Origin of the sequence: Membranihabitans marinus, assembly GCF_021729155.1 — a bacterium.
In the GTDB taxonomy this organism is placed as follows: domain Bacteria; phylum Bacteroidota; class Bacteroidia; order Chitinophagales; family Saprospiraceae; genus Membranihabitans; species Membranihabitans marinus.
On sequence record NZ_JAJQYA010000009.1, the window covers coordinates 131,054 to 148,696 of the forward strand.

Here is a 17,643-nt window from a genome sequence, read left to right on the forward strand (position 1 = left end):
TTATTGGATTTATGACAAATAAAACATTATATCCTCTTTTCGGAATAGTATCTGTACTCAACACACCATTCACTGTTGACAACGAAATAGACTATCCTGGCCTCAAGAAAAACATACAATATGCCCTGTCGGCTGGAGTAGCAGGCTTCTTGGTACCGGGAATGGCGGCTGAAGTACATTCACTTTCAAAAAGAGAAAGAATGGATTTGGTCGGTTTTGTATTGGGAGAGGTCAATGGAAAGATTCCCGTCATTGTGGGGACAAGCGAACAAGATTTTAGTAAAAACCTCCAACTCTTAGATGAGTACATTCGTTTGGGATGTAGTGAAGTACTCTTCCAAATTCCCTATCAAAACGACGATGATTTTTCCGAAAAATTTATGAGGCTAGCCGATTTAGGACCTAAGATGATTATGTTGCAAGACTGGGATTTTAATGGCTATGGTCTACCAGATGAATTAATATTGAGTTTGTTTGAAAAAGTAGAATCTTTTCGTTGTTTAAAAGTGGAAACTATACCAGCTGGTGTTAAATACAGTCGTATTATCGAGGGGAGTAATGGAATGCTCAATGTCAGTGGAGGCTGGGCGGTTATGCAAATGATGGAGGCCTTGGAGCGAGGCGTCCATAGTTTTATGCCTACCGGCATGCATTATACATACACAGAAATATATCGGCTATTTAAAGGTGGCCAAATAGAGGAGGCAAGGCAATGGTTTGAAAAAATATTACCTGTATTGGCATTCTCCAACCAACATTTAGATATTTCTATTTATTTCTTTAAAAAATTATTACATAAGCAGGGTTACTATGATACCGACGCTGTGCGATCTCCTCAACTGACATTTGATTCTCATCATCAGCGACAAGCAGCATATCACATTGACCGAATCATAAGTATAGAATCTGAAATAGAGAAAAACAGAAATTCTAAGTCGATTAATTTCTAAAAGGAGTAAACATTAGAGTGATGACCTAGAGGTCATCTATCAACTTCATTCTCAAGAGAATCAGAGAGGAGGGAAAAATAAAAACCTCCATCGTTACAACAACGGTGGAGGTTTTCTTTATTACAAAGTCCTATCTATATATCTTATAACGATATTTCAGCTCCTAATACTTTTAAAAAAGCAGCTATCCATTTGGGATGTGCCGGCCATGCAGGCGATGTAACCAAATGCCCATCGACCACTACATCGGTGACTGGCACAGATACATACTCCCCTCCAGCCAATGTAACCTCAGGAGCTACTGCAGGATAGGCTGTCAATTTTTTACCTCGGACTACATCTGCAGCGGTTAAGATTTGTATTCCATGACATACTGCTGCCAATGGTTTGTTGTTTTCTGCAAAATATCGAGTTATCTCGAGTACTCGTTGATTCAATCGAAGATACTCTGGAGCTCTTCCTCCGACAATAACCAATCCTTCGTAATCGGCTTCTTGTACGGCATTGAAATTATAATTTAAAGCGAAGAGATGACCTGGTTTTTCAGTATAAGTTTGATCTCCTTCAAAATCGTGGATAGCCGTTTTAATGGTATCCCCTTGTTTTTTATCAGGGCATACGGCATGTACTTCATAACCCACCATTTCTAGCATCTGGAATGGAACCATTGTTTCGTAATCCTCAGCAAAATCTCCAGTGATTAACAATATTTTTTTCATAATAATATAATTTTATTTCTAAAGTAACGCCCATTCTTAGCTTGAGCATATCTAACAGCATTAAATTAATATTAAATTCAAAAATAAAGTAAAATATTTCTTCGGCAAGGAAGTCAATTCAAATATTTCTGTTGGGATTTACCCTCTCTATAGTTGATCTATCCTAGGGTAATAACAAAAAGAAAACCCAGCATACTTTTACACTGGGTTTTTCTTTAGAATATATAAAATACAATAATGGAATAGGCATTTTGTTATTTGACAGCTAAATCTTCAGATCGCGGTGCCAAATCATGATAAGCAGGCATATCGTGTTCTGCCATATCTAGACCTTGAGTCTCTTCTTCTACACTTACTCTTATACCCATAGTAGCTTTAACTATATAAACCACTGCAAATACAAAGATGAAAGTAAATACACCGATAGATACGATACCGATCAATTGTGTCATCAATTGAGATAATCCTGCCATTGATCCAAAGATACCTACGGCTAATGTTCCCCAGATACCACATACTAAGTGCACAGATGTCGCACCTACAGGATCGTCTAATTTCATTTTGTCAAAGAATACTACTGAGAAAGGAATAATGATACCGGCTATCAATCCAATCAATATTGATTCCATTGGACTCATCAAGTCTGCACCAGCGGTAATTCCTACCAAACCTCCAAGGATACCATTTAATACCATGGTCAAATCATGAGATTTGAATAAAGCATGAGCTGTGAAGAAAGAACCTATAGCTCCAGCTGCAGCTGCCAATGAAGTGGTTACAAAAACCAAAGATACGGCATCGGGATCAGCTGATAATACAGATCCACCGTTGAATCCAAACCATCCAAACCACAATAAGAATACACCTACAGCGGCCAATGGAATATTGTGACCTGGAATTGGGTTAATGCCATTTTTAGAATATTTACCCAATCTTGGGCCGAGTAAGATAATGGCTGCCAATGCACCCCATCCTCCTACAGAGTGTACCAATGTTGAACCGGCAAAGTCATAGAAACCCATCTCGTCTAACCAGCCACCGCCCCACTTCCACATACCTGTAATAGGGTAAGAGATGGAAACAAATAAAAGGCTAATAACTAGGAAACTTTCCAGTTTCATTCTTTCTGCTACTGCACCAGAAACGATGGTACAACATGTAGCGGCAAACATACCCTGAAATATAAAGTCCGTCCAGTATGTATAACTTCCGTCTGCATATCCAATAGAATCTCCTTCTGGTAAAGCCAGTCCAAATTGGGCAAATCCAATTAGACCGTTCCACGATTCACCGGGGTACATTAAACTAAATCCGATGATATAGTAACTGACCAAACCAATTGATACGATCATTACGTTTTTAAATAATATATTGATTGCGTTTTTTCTCTGCACCAAACCAGCTTCTAATGTCGCAAATCCCAAGTGCATAATGAATACCAGCACCGTGGCTATAAGTATCCATAAATTGTTTGTTGTAAATAAATTTGTATCCATTGTAATAATAATTTGTAGATTTTTTTTAAATAGCCATTTCGTTTTCTTCGGCGTTTCGGATTCGATAGATGTTTTCAATAGGTAACACGGTTATTTTACCGTCGCCAATTTCCCCAGTTGCCCCTGCTTTGAGGATGGTCGATACGATATCACCGCATTTTTCATCTGATGTGTAGATGTCCATTTGAATCCGGTCAATATACTCCGTACCATAGGAAGAACCACGGTATACCATTTTCTCACCTTTCTGCAAACCGTATCCTTTTACATCTTGTGCTGTAAAGAATTTTACATTAATATTCGCTAACGCATCTTTTACAGTCTCAAATTTGCTTTTGCGAATAATGGCTTCAATTTTTTTCATAATTACCCATTTTTAGTTATCAATCAAGAATTTAGTTCAGCATGTCATATGCTCGAATAATGCCTTTTTGTTGATACAAATATACATTGGGCAAACCCCTCCAAAAATTTCGATAATTGGAAAAATGTGTATTTGAAAACGAGGGAAAATATTTATAAAATGCTGAATTAAAACCACTTAACTCCACCACTATTGTTTGTTTCAGACCGTATTTTTAATACTTTATTTTTTTGTAATTCTGCTACATTCTCTCTGAGATGTGGAAAAATATAGTGTTTTATTGCAATCAATTGTTTGTATTTTTATACCTATAACCCAATACTATCCTTACAAAACCTTCGTTGTAGGGAATTAACCCTTAGGAAAATAGCGACAGCTATTATTATAAAGGGTTATGTCGATTTCAATTATGGTTCTTTTGATAGTGGAATATGGGATCAACGATATCCACTTTTTGTTTTGTTGACAGATCTACTTATCCTTACACTTTATTATTTCAGTCAGATTTTGACCATATCTTATCAGTTTTGGTTGAGAAAACCACTACTCGACAACACATTCTATAGAGCATTTGAGCAATATCCAATCAATTACATATATTAATTTGTATTTTTTAATAATTTATTGCTACTTTTATAGATTTCGAAGAATTAAAACAAACTTTAATTGTCAATAAAGTAATACAGATTTTATAAATACCAAGTGGAAAAGTTTAGAATCAATACTCGGTCTTTGAAAACAGATATTTTTATTATGATTATTCAGGGAAGGAAGCTGCCCCAACACCAAATTATAATTTTTTACTCAATTATCTAATTGTAATATTATTCAGCCTTTAATATCTATTCCGATAGAGAAAAGTGAAAATAACTTAACTACGAGAGGACTGATACTTAAGTTTATAACGAGAACCATGAACGGATAGTGATAGAAGTAGTAATTCTGGGCAATTCCCACCTAGTTGTGGTCTTATTATTCTCAGCATACATAAAATTAAGGAATTGTCTTTTAATCCCTTACACCAATATAATAGTATTAATCACCTTATTATAATCATAATAAAGTCTTGATTTACCTATTGTAAAAATTCTTTACCAATTCAATTCAGACCATTAAAAAGATTTTACTTCATGTTTAAAATTAACCGACTTTGGCTATAAAGATTGATACAATGCGCTGAAACTATATGTATTAAAGTAGGTAAGATTAGGAAGGTTGAAGGTTAGATTGTCTTAATTTTAAAATACTAGTGATTGAATATTAACCAAACCACAATCATTTTTTATATTGGCCAATTATTTTTTAGAATATATAAATTGCAATTAACGAATATTTCAAAATTTATACAAATGAACGAAAACATTAACACTAAGGCATTATTTTACGGCAGTTGTTTTGCGCTGATAACCACTGCTTTTACCTTCGCAATCAGGACTGGTATCCTACCCGAACTCGGCGAACAATTTGGTTTGACGGCCAAACAATTGGGTAATATTAACAGAATGTGGTTTTTGGGCTTCCCCATTTCTATGATATTGGGCGGGTTGTTCTACCATACATTTGGACCTAAAAACATCATGCGAGTTGCATTTGTTATGCATGCCATTGGGATTATCATGACTATTTATGCTGGCGGTTACGTTGCATTGATGATATCTACCTTAGCCATTGGATTGGGCAACGGTTGTACTGAAGCTGCCTGTAATCCAATGATTGCAGATGCTTATTCGGGAAATAAGGTGGATAAGATGCTAAATCGATTCCATATGTGGTTCCCAGGTGGTATTGTTGTAGGAAGTTTAATATCCAAATTTATGACCGATATGAATATGGGCTGGCAAGCTCAGATGTGGGTTCTTATCATTCCAACCATCGCCTATGCAGTATTGTTCTTTGGCAAGACCTTCCCAAAACCTAAGATGGAAGCAATGAAATCGATAAAAGAAAACCTCTTGGCTATGTTATCTCCGGTATTTATCTTCTTGTTCTTCTGTATGATACTTACTGCAATATCAGAATTTGGACCACAACAATGGTCAAGTATTATCTTGAGCAAAAGTGGAGCAAGCCCAATGTTGATATTGGCTCTTGTGACTGGATTAATGGCAGCACTAAGATTCTTTGCCGGACCAGTAGTTAGCAAATTGGGACAGACTGGTGTTTTATTAGGAGGTTCTATTTTTGCGGCCTTAGGGATATATTTCTTTAGTATCGCCACTGGACCAATGGCCTATGTTGCAGCCATTTTCTTTGCGGTTGGAGTAGCTTATTTCTGGCCTGTAATGATCGGAGCTGTAGCCAAAAGAGTTCCACTCAGTGGTGCTTTGGGTATGTCCATCATCGGTGCCATAGGAATGTTTTCATCGGCCATGTTTCAACCCATCATCGGAGGTTGGATCGATTCTTCAAGAGAGACTTTAGCGGCATCTGGACTTATGGAATCCGAACTCGAATTGGCGGCTGGTCAAGCGACTTTATTAAAAATGACCATTTTCCCAATTATCCTTATTGTATTGTTTACCATTTTCCACTTTTGGCAAAAGGGTAGCAAAGCACCAGAAGTGGTAGCTGCCACACATTAATATTGTTATCAACAACTATTCATATAGAAATGGGCTATCTATTCATTTAGATAGCCCATTTATTTTACCAGCAAAGTCAAAGCCAATTATTTTTTAATCGCGTATATTTTTAGGAAAGACTAGGTAAGCAAAGTCTATGAAAATCTTATTTTTAGATTTAATATCTAGTTATGTTTTATTCTTAAAGCCATGACTAATATTTATATTGGAATATCAAAAAATAATAGAAAGATTGTTCTGAATCATCTGATTTTTTTTGCTATAAACCTTGATTTTGTTATATATATTGTCAATCTTACACTTTATATTTATATTTCAAAATGTATGGCATCCAATATTCGACATTACTATTAGAAAATATCTAAATATAATTATAGTATAAAACAATTAAACATGAATAAATTAATACAAAAGATTGGCGCCATCATTGTATTTGCCATTTTGGGCAATCTTGCCTTGGCTCAACCCGGGGTAACCTGGCTCAGTTTTGAACCAGAAGGGAAGATGTCCAATGGACAGCACATTGTCCTATTGAGTGGAGATGAAGAGTATCGATCAGAAGAGAGTATGCCGATGTTGGCCAAGATTCTAACTCATACCTACGGGTTTAAAACCACCGTCCTTTTTGCCATTAATGAAGAGACAGGAGAAATAGACCCCAATCATCAGACCAATATCCCAGGGATGAAAGCCCTCGAATCAGCAGATTTAGTGATTATGTTGTTGCGATTCCGAGAACTTCCAGACGAACAAATGAAATATTTCGACAACTACCTCAAGAGCGGCAAACCCATCATTGGATTGAGAACTTCTACCCATGCCTTCCGATATAGTAGAGACAAGGATAGTCCCTATGCCAAATATGATTTTTCTCAAAACAACAGCGTTTGGTCAGGCGGATTTGGCCGTCGTGTACTTGGAGAAACCTGGATCAATCACCATGGTATCCACGGCAAGGAAGGAACGAGAGCCCTAGTTGATGGATTGGCCGAAGTAGCCAAACATCCGGTTCTCGAAGGGGTTCGCGATATCTGGTGCCCTACCGACGTATATGGCATTATTGAATTGCCCGAAGATGCGACTGTTTTAATTTGGGGCCAGTCAACCAATGGAATGACGGCGACCTCACCGGTGAATTGGAAGAAGTCCATCATGCCAGTAGCTTGGACGAAATCCTATAAAATCGAAAATGGCAAAACGGGAAAAGTATTTACCACTACTATGGGAGCTGCTACCGATTTGGTAAATCCCGATCTGCGTCGATTGGTCATCAATGCCTGTTATTGGGCTTTGGACAAAGAAAACATGATCGACCCTAGTAAAAGTGTAGATGTTATAGGTAGTTATAATCCCACCCAATTTGGTTTTAATCAATTTGTAAAAGGAAAGAAACCCAAAGATTATCAATAAAATTATTTGAATATAAAATAGACAATAATGACTAAAATAGGTTTTAACGTCCTGGCATGGACGGCATCGATTTCCAAAGATCTTTATCCCACTGTACAGCGATTGAAAGATATTGGCTATGACGGGGTAGAGATATTTTACGGCAATGACGATGTAGAGGAGTATCAGAGATTTGGAGAATTTTGCGATTCCATCGGCATGGAAATAACATGTGTATTGGGCTTAGGTCCAGATCAAAATTTAATCGACCCAAGCGCCGATGTTCGAGAAGCTGGGGTAAATCGAATCAAATGGGCCATCGACAGAGCTCGAGATATGAATTCAACCCTAATTTGTGGTCCTTTTCATTCCGCTTTTGCTACCTTTTACAATAAACCACCAGATGCAGAAGAATACGCTCGCAGCGCAGCTGGACTAAAACTAGCAGGAGATTATGCGGCCGAACACAATGTATTATTGACTCCCGAAGCCATCAATCGATTCGAGTGCTATTTATGCAATACCATGGAGCAATTATCCTCCTTGGTGGAGGCCGTCAATCACCCCAACGTAAAGGCTCATTACGATACCCATCATGCCAACATCGAAGAAAAAAGCATTCCCGATGCCCTGAGACGCGTGGCTCCAGTATTGGGTCATGTCCATATTAGTGAAAATGATCGAGGCACACCAGGAGAGGGTCACATACCCTTTGGTGAAACCTTTGAGACATTGTCCGAAATAGGATATTCAGGATGGTTAACCATCGAGGCATTTACTCGAAATGATCCCGGTTTTGCCAATTCGATAAACGTATGGCGAGAATATTCCGCCCCTTGGGATGTAGCCGAAAAGGGTTTTGAATTAATACAATCCAACATCGAAAAATACAATCTTTAAAATCTATATAAAATGAATAACCTCCCTTTTAAATTTGGATCCGAGGTCTATACTTGGTTTATGAAGGAAAATGGTAAAGCCTATGAAGGACAACTCAGCCATATGATCGACATCATTGCCCGTGCGGGCTTCGAAAGTATCCAACCTATTTACTCTTGGATGGGGCCCTTGGTGGATCCAGTATTATTAGCCGAAAAATTGGAAGAGGCAGGTATAGTTTTATCTGCCTTATCCCTAGTCTTGGATTGGAATCACGATGGCGAGACCGATGAAGAACGACGTATAGCCGATTCTGCCATTTCCTTGCTAGAACATTTTCCCGATGCTGTCCTGTGTACCGTTCAAATGCCTACCAGTAGAAATGACTTAGAAGCCAGAAGAAAATACTTAGTCAACAATGTCAATGCAGTGTCTCAAAGGGCCGTAGATCGAGGTATAGCCTGTAGTTTTCACCCCAATTCTCCAGAAACTTCAACCAATAGAACAGAAGAAGATTACAAAGTGATCTTAGAGAATCTCAATGATGCTGTTACTGGATGGACTCCAGATGTAGGTCACATTATCAATGGAGGGATGGATCCATTATCGAAGATGAAAGAGTATCAATCCCTCATCAACCATGTACATTACAAAGATTGGGATGGTGAACCCGAATTTGTATTAATGGGTAATGGTAAAATCGATCTTATAGGCATTACTCAATGGTTAAAAGATATTGGATTTAATGGCTGGGTAGTATGTGAAGATGAAGGAAAGGAAGCTTTAGACGATCCCGATTTTGTAACTTTACACGATGGGCAATGGATCAATAAAACGCTGATTCCCAATATTAAATAAATAAAAAAATGTTGTCAGTATGTCAATAGCAAAGGTCAATGGAATCGATATGTATTATGAACGACACGGTAGTGGATACCCACTGCTCATGATCATGGGCATTACGGCGAGAGGATCAGTATGGGAAGATCATTTAGTGTACTGGTCCCAATTTTTCGAATGTATTATCGTCGACAATCGAGGAGTAGGTCTATCATCAGTTCCAGATGGTGAGTATACATCATTAGAAATGGCCCAAGATTATGCAGCCCTGTTAGATGAACTCAATATTGATCGGTGTCATGTTATTGGCTGTTCCATGGGCAGCATCATCGGTCAGCAATTGGCCATTCATTTTCCGGACAAAGTCAACAAACTGATATTGATGTGCCCATGGGCTTACTGTGATCAACGAACAAAGTCTATTTTTGAAGTCATGGTTCACTGCAAGACCCACTTCAATCCAGCGGAGTTTAGTCATTTTATTCAGACATTGATATATTCCAATGAGACCTGGGCCAAGCCAGGCAAAGTCGACGAATTTACTGCCGATCAACAAGATGCTTTGACCGATGACCTTCCACAGTCATTGCAGGGTTTAAAAGGTCAAGCAGCAGCGTGTATTCACCATAGCGTATTGGAGGATTTAGCCCATATCCCTCATCCTACCCTAATTATAGGCGGCAAAGATGATGCTTTTATACCGGCATGGATGGCTGAAGAAATGGCCACAACCATTCCCAATGCCGACATTCATCTATATCCGAAATCTGGTCACGCCTTTCATTGGGAAAATATAGAGGATTTTAATCCCAGAGTTGCAGAATGGCTGAATCGATAATGACTGAGCATGACTGAATGTAACTGAATGAAGTCACGTAGTGACCAAATACCCTTAATGTGAACGACTATGACTGAATGAAGTTGTCCGGAGGACAACCAAATCCAGTAAATGTGGATTGCGTGAGGGAACCGAGAGCTCCGTCTCTCGGGTGGGCAGACTTCATCTCGTCATCGAATATAATGGAATCTCGTCATGCCACAGTGGGCATGACTTCACTCGCCAGAGCCCCATTTACGGGCTCTGGTGCAAGCACCTTGCTCGTTCACCTCCGTGTTTCGGGTGGGTTCGCCACTGTGCTCCGGGTGGGTAGGCCAGGGCGAGTATAGTCGCAGCCACTGTGCTGCGACACTGTATTTAAATTGACAGGTTTAAGTACTTGTCACAGTATTAATATAAATGTCTTGAGGGAACCACGACCTCTGTGTCGTGGGTGGGGAAGCCAGGGCGAGAGAAGTCACGACCTCCGTGTCGCGACAACATTACATTAAAATTGACAAGGATAAAATTTCATATTACAATATAATATAATAGAATTGAAGAAACCGAGTCCTCCCGGCCGAGGCTTGATTGCCCTGTTAATCCCATGGCAAATACGGCTGACTCAGGCGTCATCTTCTAACAAATATAGCGGACGTTTAGACGCAATGTCATGGGTCTAAATTGATTGAAGTAAAGACACATAACCTTGTGTCTTTACTTCATCCAAATCGATACATAACCGACAAATACATTTGATATAAGAATAAAACTATCTTTGGACTTCCACCGGATCGAATACCGTCGCTGCGATATAGCGATAGGGGGATTCTGGTCTCAAAATAGCATGATTCCAATAATACACTATCACCAACTTGCCATCCGGCCGCTGAATCATTTTGGGATATCCAGCATCGGTAGTGGCACCATCTTGTCTCAATATAATTTCAGGTCCCCAAGTCTGTCCATCATCACTACTAAATTTTACGCAAACTCTAGAACCTGTAGGCTGTCTTACAATATATCCTAAAGCTAAATCATTGTTTTGCATCCGAACCAAGGCTGGTGGAGATCCTCCTTTTCCTGTATCTTCTACAGCAGCATCAATTTTTTTCCACGAATGTCCATCGTCTTTGGACACATAGCTGGCTATTGAACTTTTGCTATCCACAGTTCTTGCTCGAACCAAGGTTAAGAATCCATTCTCGCCAATCCTAACAGAAGAAGGCATTATCTCAAATTTTTCGGGTTCCGGTCCTAAAAACCCCAATTTATTCCAAGTCAATCCTCCATCTTCAGTTCGAACACATAATACTCGGCCTTCTTTTTCATTACTTTTGGCCACTGTTAAAAACGCCGTTAATCGATCTGGTCCGTCCACTATGTAGTCCGTTCGTGTAGCCACTCCTTTTGTCCCAAAATTGGGTAGCATATAAGGACCATTCCACTGCTTCCCTTTATTATAGGAATAATAAAAATGTGATGGCCCAGTACTATTGGTCTGCCTTAAGAATGTCAATGCCAAATCGGGATGACTAAAATCTATTTTCTCAGTCAAGGTAGTTGGTTCCACTTTGACATCATCAGCCAATCGATTATTATACCGCCATCCGGTCTGTCCTCTATGATAGGCATCCTCAATGGTCCATGTCAATCCTCCATCCAAACTCCGACCGTACTTATCTCTGGGAATCAAATGATCGTAGGTATGCCCCCCTCTGGCCTGATGATTAGATGCAACAAATCCAACCACTATTTCATTTCCATAATTCCAAATACCGTGATTGGCTGGCCATCCTGCAAATCGACCTTCTTCATAGTACACCTTATGATGTTCAATAGACGACTGTGCTTGCAATCCAACAGTTTGAGATAATAACAAAACTGCGTAAATTCCTAATAAATAATTCTTAAACATATATAATTGATTTTAATATTCTTCTATTTCAATGAAGCCTCAATATTTGATCTCCATTCCCCATAAGCCTTTTCCAATTTCTGAACCATCTCAGGGTAAATACTTAATAAATTTTCCTTCTCTCCTATATCCGTAGATAGATTAAAGAGATAAGATTGATTATCGCTAAAAACAAATTTCCATTCTTTATCGCGAACCGCATAATCAGCTCCCTTTTTCCAAAAAACCATTCTATCCTCCAGACCTTTGTCACTGACTAAGGCAGGCCCTATATCAATTCCATCCACCATCTTATTGGATGAAATATTGGCAACTTTCATAAAGGTAGGAAACAAATCCATGGTCATCGTCGTGGCTTCTGACCGCGTATTCGCATTTATCATCTTCGGCCAATGCGCAATAAAAGGAACGCGATGACCGCCTTCAAATACTTCTGTTTTTTGTCCCCGCAATGGACCGTTGTCAGATATGTTTTCGAAGCTATGACTGCCTTGATTATAATCATAATATCCACCATTGTCAGAGGTAAGGATCACTAGGGTTTCTTCATCCAAGCCCAGTGCTTTTAATTTCTTCATCACTTCGCCTACACTTTCATCGACGGCTTGAACCATGGCCTCAACATGCGGCCGTACATTGGACTCATCTGGTATTATTCCCCATTTATCCATTTCGTAATTATGGCTTGGTTTTCGATGCATCGGATCATCTGGACCCTGCCATGGAAAATGAATAGCGATATGAGAAATAAAAAGAAAAAAAGGTTGATCTCGATAAGTCTCTATAAAATCTACTGAATATCTCGTAATCAATTCCGTACTATAGCCATTCTCCATGGCCAAAGTATCATTGTGCCACCAATCTTCCATCCCCCAACGATTGATTTGGCTGTGGTGATCTCCGTCTCCTGAAAGTAGTCCTCTAAACTCATCAAATCCGTAATTATTGGGCAAATAAGGAGATTCTACTCCCAGATGCCATTTGCCAAATAATGCCGTACGATATCCCGCTTTTTGCAAAAGGGAAGGGAAGGTAATCTCGTCCACTGGAAACCCTTCGTCTTTTTTACTCGCATTGAGTGCCCCTTCAAATCTTTGGCCAAATCGATACTGATACATTCCTGTTAAGAAGGCCGCACGTGTAGGTGAACACATCGGACCGTTGGAATGAAAATCGGTAAACAATCGCCCCTTCTTGGCCAGAGCATCCATATGAGGAGTAAAATCTATGGTAGAATTATAAGCACCGATATCACCATAGCCCAAATCATCGACCATTATAACAATAATATTTGGATGATTCTTTCTGTCAATTAAATTTGAGTGAGACTCATTTTGCCCATAAACAGACCCTAAGCCGATCCCATAAATAAAAAGGCAAAACAAACAAAAGATGATTTTAAATACACGACGCCTATCCACCATAATCTTGGTATGAAACGACTATTTTACAACAAAAAATTGATGTTTTAACCGGAAGTATATGTATTAAAATGGATTTCTAAGTATAGTACAAGTAAAAGCCAAAATTAAATAGATCCCTCTTTGAAATAGCTAAAAAATCAAATTGGAATAATTGAAGTTGCACTTCCCAAAACCGAATAATTTCCCGATCCATTCTTGAATACGTTTTACATAAAAACATAGACAATATCATCTACTTCCGGGATTTCATCTTATTTAAAGGCATCTTCATTATTTAATAATGAATAGTTTCCAATATTATACGTAAACCTTATTTGACCTATACCGACTGAATAGAATAAGGGGAGAACCTATGGGTAAAAAGGGCAGGAAAAATTCATTTCCTGCCCTTTTTCTATTGTATTATATTGGTTAAAATAATTCTACACCTAATACTTTAGAAGAATAATTCCCCTGCCGAATGACTATTCAAATTCAGGATTGGCATCCCAAACATCATCCATTATCAGATTTTTTTCCTCTAATAGCTTATAGCAATCAGGTAAATCAAAATGGGCTAGTACATCAAATGGCATACAAGACAGAGGCCATTTATAAAATTTAGACTCTGCTATTTCGGAGAAACTTTTCAATGGGTTTTTAAGTTGGACCTCCCTGACATTTTCATCTATTAAACTGGCAAGAGTCGCTGGCAAAGAACCAAATCCTTTTCCTATTATCTTAAATTCAGAATAACCCACAGACTTCAACCAATCCAAAACACAGAGTAGGTCATAAGTTCTTCTACCCAAGAGTGGTGATCCAAGCAAATTGGCCATCATCGCATAAAAATACTCCGATCGAAAAGCTATGCTATAATTTATCCTAGTATTAGGTGCCGTTTGACCGAAGCCTCGCAAGTCACAAGTATAATAATCGTAATCCGTATGACTCACGACCGTATTTCTCACGTATTCGTCATTGACCAAATCCTCATCCATGGACTCATGTGACACATAAATCACGGCTTTGCGTTGATTGACCGTTGGTCGTGAATATATTAATTCATCCATTAATTTGTATACGGCCACCTCAGCACCAGGCTCAGTCTCTACCATATAATCACTGACAAAGGTTTTGGGAAAAGACGGTTCCTTTCGACCTCTAAATATTTTATAATCAAATATTTTAGTAGAATAAGGGATATTCAATACCGACTTGACTGTAGTCTGCAATTGACTTAAATTTCCAGGGTTTCTGGTCTGCTTTAATTGTAGGGATTGCTCACGCACAAAATCTCCAACAACTTTAGATTCCTCATGACTCAACTGACCATTAGGCGTACACCACAAATCTTCATCCTTTTCCAATTCGATCTCCGGTTCTAAAGAATCATCTGAAATCTTCGTGATGCTGTTAAAAAATCCATACATCGCTTCTCTTCCCGATTGGTGATAGCCGTGATAGCCATCACCTACAAACAATTGAATATTATCTTCGGCACCGAGCAACTTGTAAAAATGTCTCAGTTTATGATAGACTTCTTCAGTTCCTCTAACATCGAAAAAGTCCTTTTCTTGACTAATCAATATGACTGGTTTAGGCGCCATCGCAGCAATAAAATCGAAATGATCGAGTCCATTTTCCAAAACAAAAGGCACATATTGTTCAGCATCTTGCACTTCTTGATTCTCAAAATTTCTGCGAATGGTATTGACAAAACAACTTGGTGCAGCCATGGTGAGTCGGGGTTCGACACCACACAACCAAGTAGTTTGTGTTCCTCCTCCGGAGTTTCCTGTTACACCTATATGATTTTGATCTACTTCTTTTCGAGTAAACAAGTAGTCGATACCGCGAACACAGTCCCATGCAAACCATCCTGCAATAGATTCACCGACCAAGTTCAATGGATTCCCGACATAGATGTGTTCCGTTACTCCCCATTTCACCTCGCTTTTCCGATCATCCGTCGGAAATTGCAAACGCTCGCCTTGGCTAATCGGGTCGATTAACAATACCACATAGCCTTTGAGTGCCAGACTTTGAGCAAAATGTTGATATACACTGGTTTTAGCTTCTCTGGTATGACCACAAGTCCCCAATACCGCAGGTCGTGGTTTACGTCCTCCTTTGGGTAGGTAAAGATTGGCCGTTACCACATAGCCAGGTCGACTTTCATAGGTTACCAATTCGATCCGATATCCTTTTCGATCAAGTTTACCAACGACCTTGGCATTTAAAGGATTTTTCTCGGGAAAAGGACCGATACAATCCAAGATTTTGCGCTTAATAGAATCCTGGTATTCCAACGCCTCTTGGTAAGAGTTGAGTCCCATGATCTTTTGGGTATGCAATGCATCCTTTTCTCGAATTTTATCCTGATAATAGCTGTGCAGGCTACTGGGAAATCGATTGACTGGCTGGGTCAATTTCAATTCCCCTTTGTTTTCAATATTCTCAGGCCCTTTAGCTCCCGTATTTTCACCTTTTAAAGTTGTGACGCCTGCGGTGTATAATCCCACGCCAGAAAGGCCTGACAACTTTAAAAAATTCCTTCTGTTTTCAATCATAATAGATGTCCTTGAATTAATAATTTAAATTTTAGTTAATACATATTATTTTTGTCCAAATTATGCAAGCGCTTCAAATTTACATTTATTTACAATCAATTCACAGTATAAAACAACTCTTTTTATGTCCTTTATAAATTCATCTAATTTTTAACGGCCTATTTTAAGTCATCTAAGAGTTCCAATAAGGCTTCAGTGACTTTAACAGAAGTCATTCTCTCCACACGATTGATCGTCGGCCATGTTTCATAACCTCCCATATCAATTTCTTCAGGAGTAGGCAAATAGTTTAGACATCCATTGGCTAGTCCAATCGTAAAACAATCCTTGAAAGGACTTTTCTGTTTTAATTCTAACCCCATTTGAGAAAATGCTTCAAAAGGCAAGGCTGTTACACCCAAATCCCCTATTCTAAAAGCCTGCAATAGAACCTCTATAGAATCGGGCCAGTTGGCTTCCATTGCAAATACACGTTGTGCATACATCTTCTCGTATCTAGAATAATAGGGCTTTTGAAAATCAGGACGGGCTTGAATTTTCGCAACATTAGCCATAACTTCAGGAGTTGCCCGGTTTACCTTTAGCCTTATCATCGATTGCCTAGCATCGATAGGCACCCAGGATTGGTATTCCACCTCTTGTAATGCCTTAAATACTTTAGCTGCCAAATCCTGGGCCACTAGATTCATTTTCACATAGGGAGGATGACCCTCTGCCTCCTTACTAAAATCAAGATTATTAATATTTCCCGAAGTTCCATTAGACATAATGCCCACAAATCGAGGAAATAAGACATCCTCTGACATCAAATCATCTAAGTAATCACCGAATAAACTAAAATAATCAGCCGAAATTTCATCTTTCGGAACACCCCCAACATAATGCAAGGAATAATTAGCCAATACAGAGATCGGACGTCCTGATAAAGCTTTAACGGAAATAAAGGATAGTTCAGGATCCACAACACCTGCGGGTTTCAATGATTGAGGATTCAAAAAACCAGGATTCATTTTGACAATATCTTTTGTGCCATAAGGGCTGTAGACTGAATCTTTCATAATCCAACGTCTCACAAAAACATAATCGTCCACTTCAATACCTCCCCAAGCGATCATAGCAGGCTCTTTATTGTTATTAGCTATAATAATGGCATCCGCTATTTTCCTTGCCAAAAATTGACTATACTGATTTAGATGTGCGTCATCTGGCAAATATTCATCGCCCATCGCACCTGGGCCAGAATGAGTATGAGTAGCTGAAACCAAAATATTTTCTCTATCAAAATCTATTTCTGCAACTACAAAATCCTTAGCCACCTCAATAATACGCTTATTGATTTCTACCACATCAACTACAACTAATGCTATTTTTGAAACACCATCATCTAATACCAAACACTTGGCATTTAGCGGATCATGTATATGTTTAGCCGAAGGCTGAACCCAATTACCATATATTTTAGTCCCAATAGGTGGAGTGATGTCAATTTTTGATGCCCCTGCTTGGAATACACCATTTAGGCCGAAGCCCTGTATTGACAACCCAACAATGAAGAAAAAAAACTGACCAAGAATTTTCAATATATCCATTTAAGATTAATTATTTCATTTTAATAAAAACCGAATTCTATATAAAAAAAATGTCTGAATACAGATTTTATATTGTATTCAGACACTTTTACATTTTAATACTTTTAAAATAACATTATTGTAA

General features: G+C 38.6%; 13 protein-coding genes. 6 read left to right on the plus strand and 7 right to left on the minus strand.

Features of this window, described 5'->3' with window-relative positions; genetic code table 11:
- Window positions 1-11: 11 nt before the first annotated feature.
- Window positions 12-950 carry a dihydrodipicolinate synthase family protein gene (locus tag LVD51_RS08155; RefSeq protein ID WP_236970723.1) on the plus strand — a complete coding sequence of 313 codons (939 nt, stop codon included), beginning with the start codon at window positions 12-14 and terminating at the stop codon, window positions 948-950.
- A 143-nt stretch (window positions 951-1,093) separates the two neighbouring features.
- On the opposite strand, the gene LVD51_RS08160 is transcribed toward LVD51_RS08155, so the two are convergent.
- The 3 genes from LVD51_RS08160 to LVD51_RS08170 all read right to left on the minus strand — a co-directional run bounded on the left by LVD51_RS08160 (window position 1,094) and on the right by LVD51_RS08170 (window position 3,529).
- Complete coding sequence (locus tag LVD51_RS08160; protein ID WP_236970724.1) at window positions 1,094-1,669, minus strand: DJ-1/PfpI family protein; 576 nt, start codon at window positions 1,667-1,669, stop codon at window positions 1,094-1,096.
- A 254-nt stretch (window positions 1,670-1,923) separates the two neighbouring features.
- Complete coding sequence (locus tag LVD51_RS08165) at window positions 1,924-3,165, minus strand: ammonium transporter (RefSeq protein WP_236970725.1); 1,242 nt, start codon at window positions 3,163-3,165, stop codon at window positions 1,924-1,926.
- A gap of 25 nt (window positions 3,166-3,190) precedes the next feature.
- Entirely contained in the window at window positions 3,191-3,529 is a 339-nt protein-coding gene (locus LVD51_RS08170) for a P-II family nitrogen regulator (RefSeq protein WP_236970726.1), read from the minus strand.
- Window positions 3,530-4,878: 1,349 nt separating this feature from the next.
- On the opposite strand from LVD51_RS08170, the gene LVD51_RS08175 reads away from it, so the two are divergent.
- The 5 genes from LVD51_RS08175 (at window position 4,879) to LVD51_RS08195 (ending at window position 10,057) form a co-directional block, all read left to right on the plus strand.
- Entirely contained in the window at window positions 4,879-6,111 is a 1,233-nt protein-coding gene (locus LVD51_RS08175) for an MFS transporter (protein ID WP_236970727.1), read from the plus strand.
- A gap of 393 nt (window positions 6,112-6,504) precedes the next feature.
- Window positions 6,505-7,521, plus strand: a complete 1,017-nt coding sequence (locus LVD51_RS08180) for a ThuA domain-containing protein (protein WP_236970728.1) — start codon at window positions 6,505-6,507, stop codon at window positions 7,519-7,521.
- 27 nt (window positions 7,522-7,548) lie between these two features.
- Window positions 7,549-8,400: a sugar phosphate isomerase/epimerase family protein gene (locus tag LVD51_RS08185; RefSeq protein WP_236970729.1), complete on the plus strand. Its 852-nt coding sequence runs from the start codon at window positions 7,549-7,551 to the stop codon at window positions 8,398-8,400.
- A gap of 12 nt (window positions 8,401-8,412) precedes the next feature.
- Window positions 8,413-9,237 (plus strand): sugar phosphate isomerase/epimerase family protein, encoded by an 825-nt coding sequence (locus LVD51_RS08190; protein ID WP_236970730.1) that lies wholly within the window; start codon window positions 8,413-8,415, stop codon window positions 9,235-9,237.
- A 19-nt stretch (window positions 9,238-9,256) separates the two neighbouring features.
- Window positions 9,257-10,057 (plus strand): alpha/beta fold hydrolase, encoded by an 801-nt coding sequence (locus LVD51_RS08195; protein ID WP_236970731.1) that lies wholly within the window; start codon window positions 9,257-9,259, stop codon window positions 10,055-10,057.
- Between the two features lie 751 nt (window positions 10,058-10,808).
- Here LVD51_RS08195 and LVD51_RS08200 read toward each other — a convergent pair.
- From LVD51_RS08200 to LVD51_RS08215, 4 genes are all read right to left on the minus strand, one after another.
- On the minus strand, window positions 10,809-11,954 hold the full coding sequence (locus LVD51_RS08200; RefSeq protein WP_236970732.1) for a sialidase family protein: 1,146 nt from the start codon (window positions 11,952-11,954) through the stop codon (window positions 10,809-10,811).
- Between the two features lie 23 nt (window positions 11,955-11,977).
- Window positions 11,978-13,378, minus strand: coding sequence for a sulfatase-like hydrolase/transferase (locus LVD51_RS08205; protein ID WP_262912744.1), 1,401 nt, complete (start codon window positions 13,376-13,378; stop codon window positions 11,978-11,980).
- A 464-nt stretch (window positions 13,379-13,842) separates the two neighbouring features.
- Window positions 13,843-15,930: an alpha/beta hydrolase family protein gene (locus tag LVD51_RS08210; protein ID WP_236970734.1), complete on the minus strand. Its 2,088-nt coding sequence runs from the start codon at window positions 15,928-15,930 to the stop codon at window positions 13,843-13,845.
- 158 nt (window positions 15,931-16,088) lie between these two features.
- On the minus strand, window positions 16,089-17,519 hold the full coding sequence (locus tag LVD51_RS08215; protein WP_236970735.1) for a neutral/alkaline non-lysosomal ceramidase N-terminal domain-containing protein: 1,431 nt from the start codon (window positions 17,517-17,519) through the stop codon (window positions 16,089-16,091).
- Window positions 17,520-17,643: the final 124 nt, after the last annotated feature.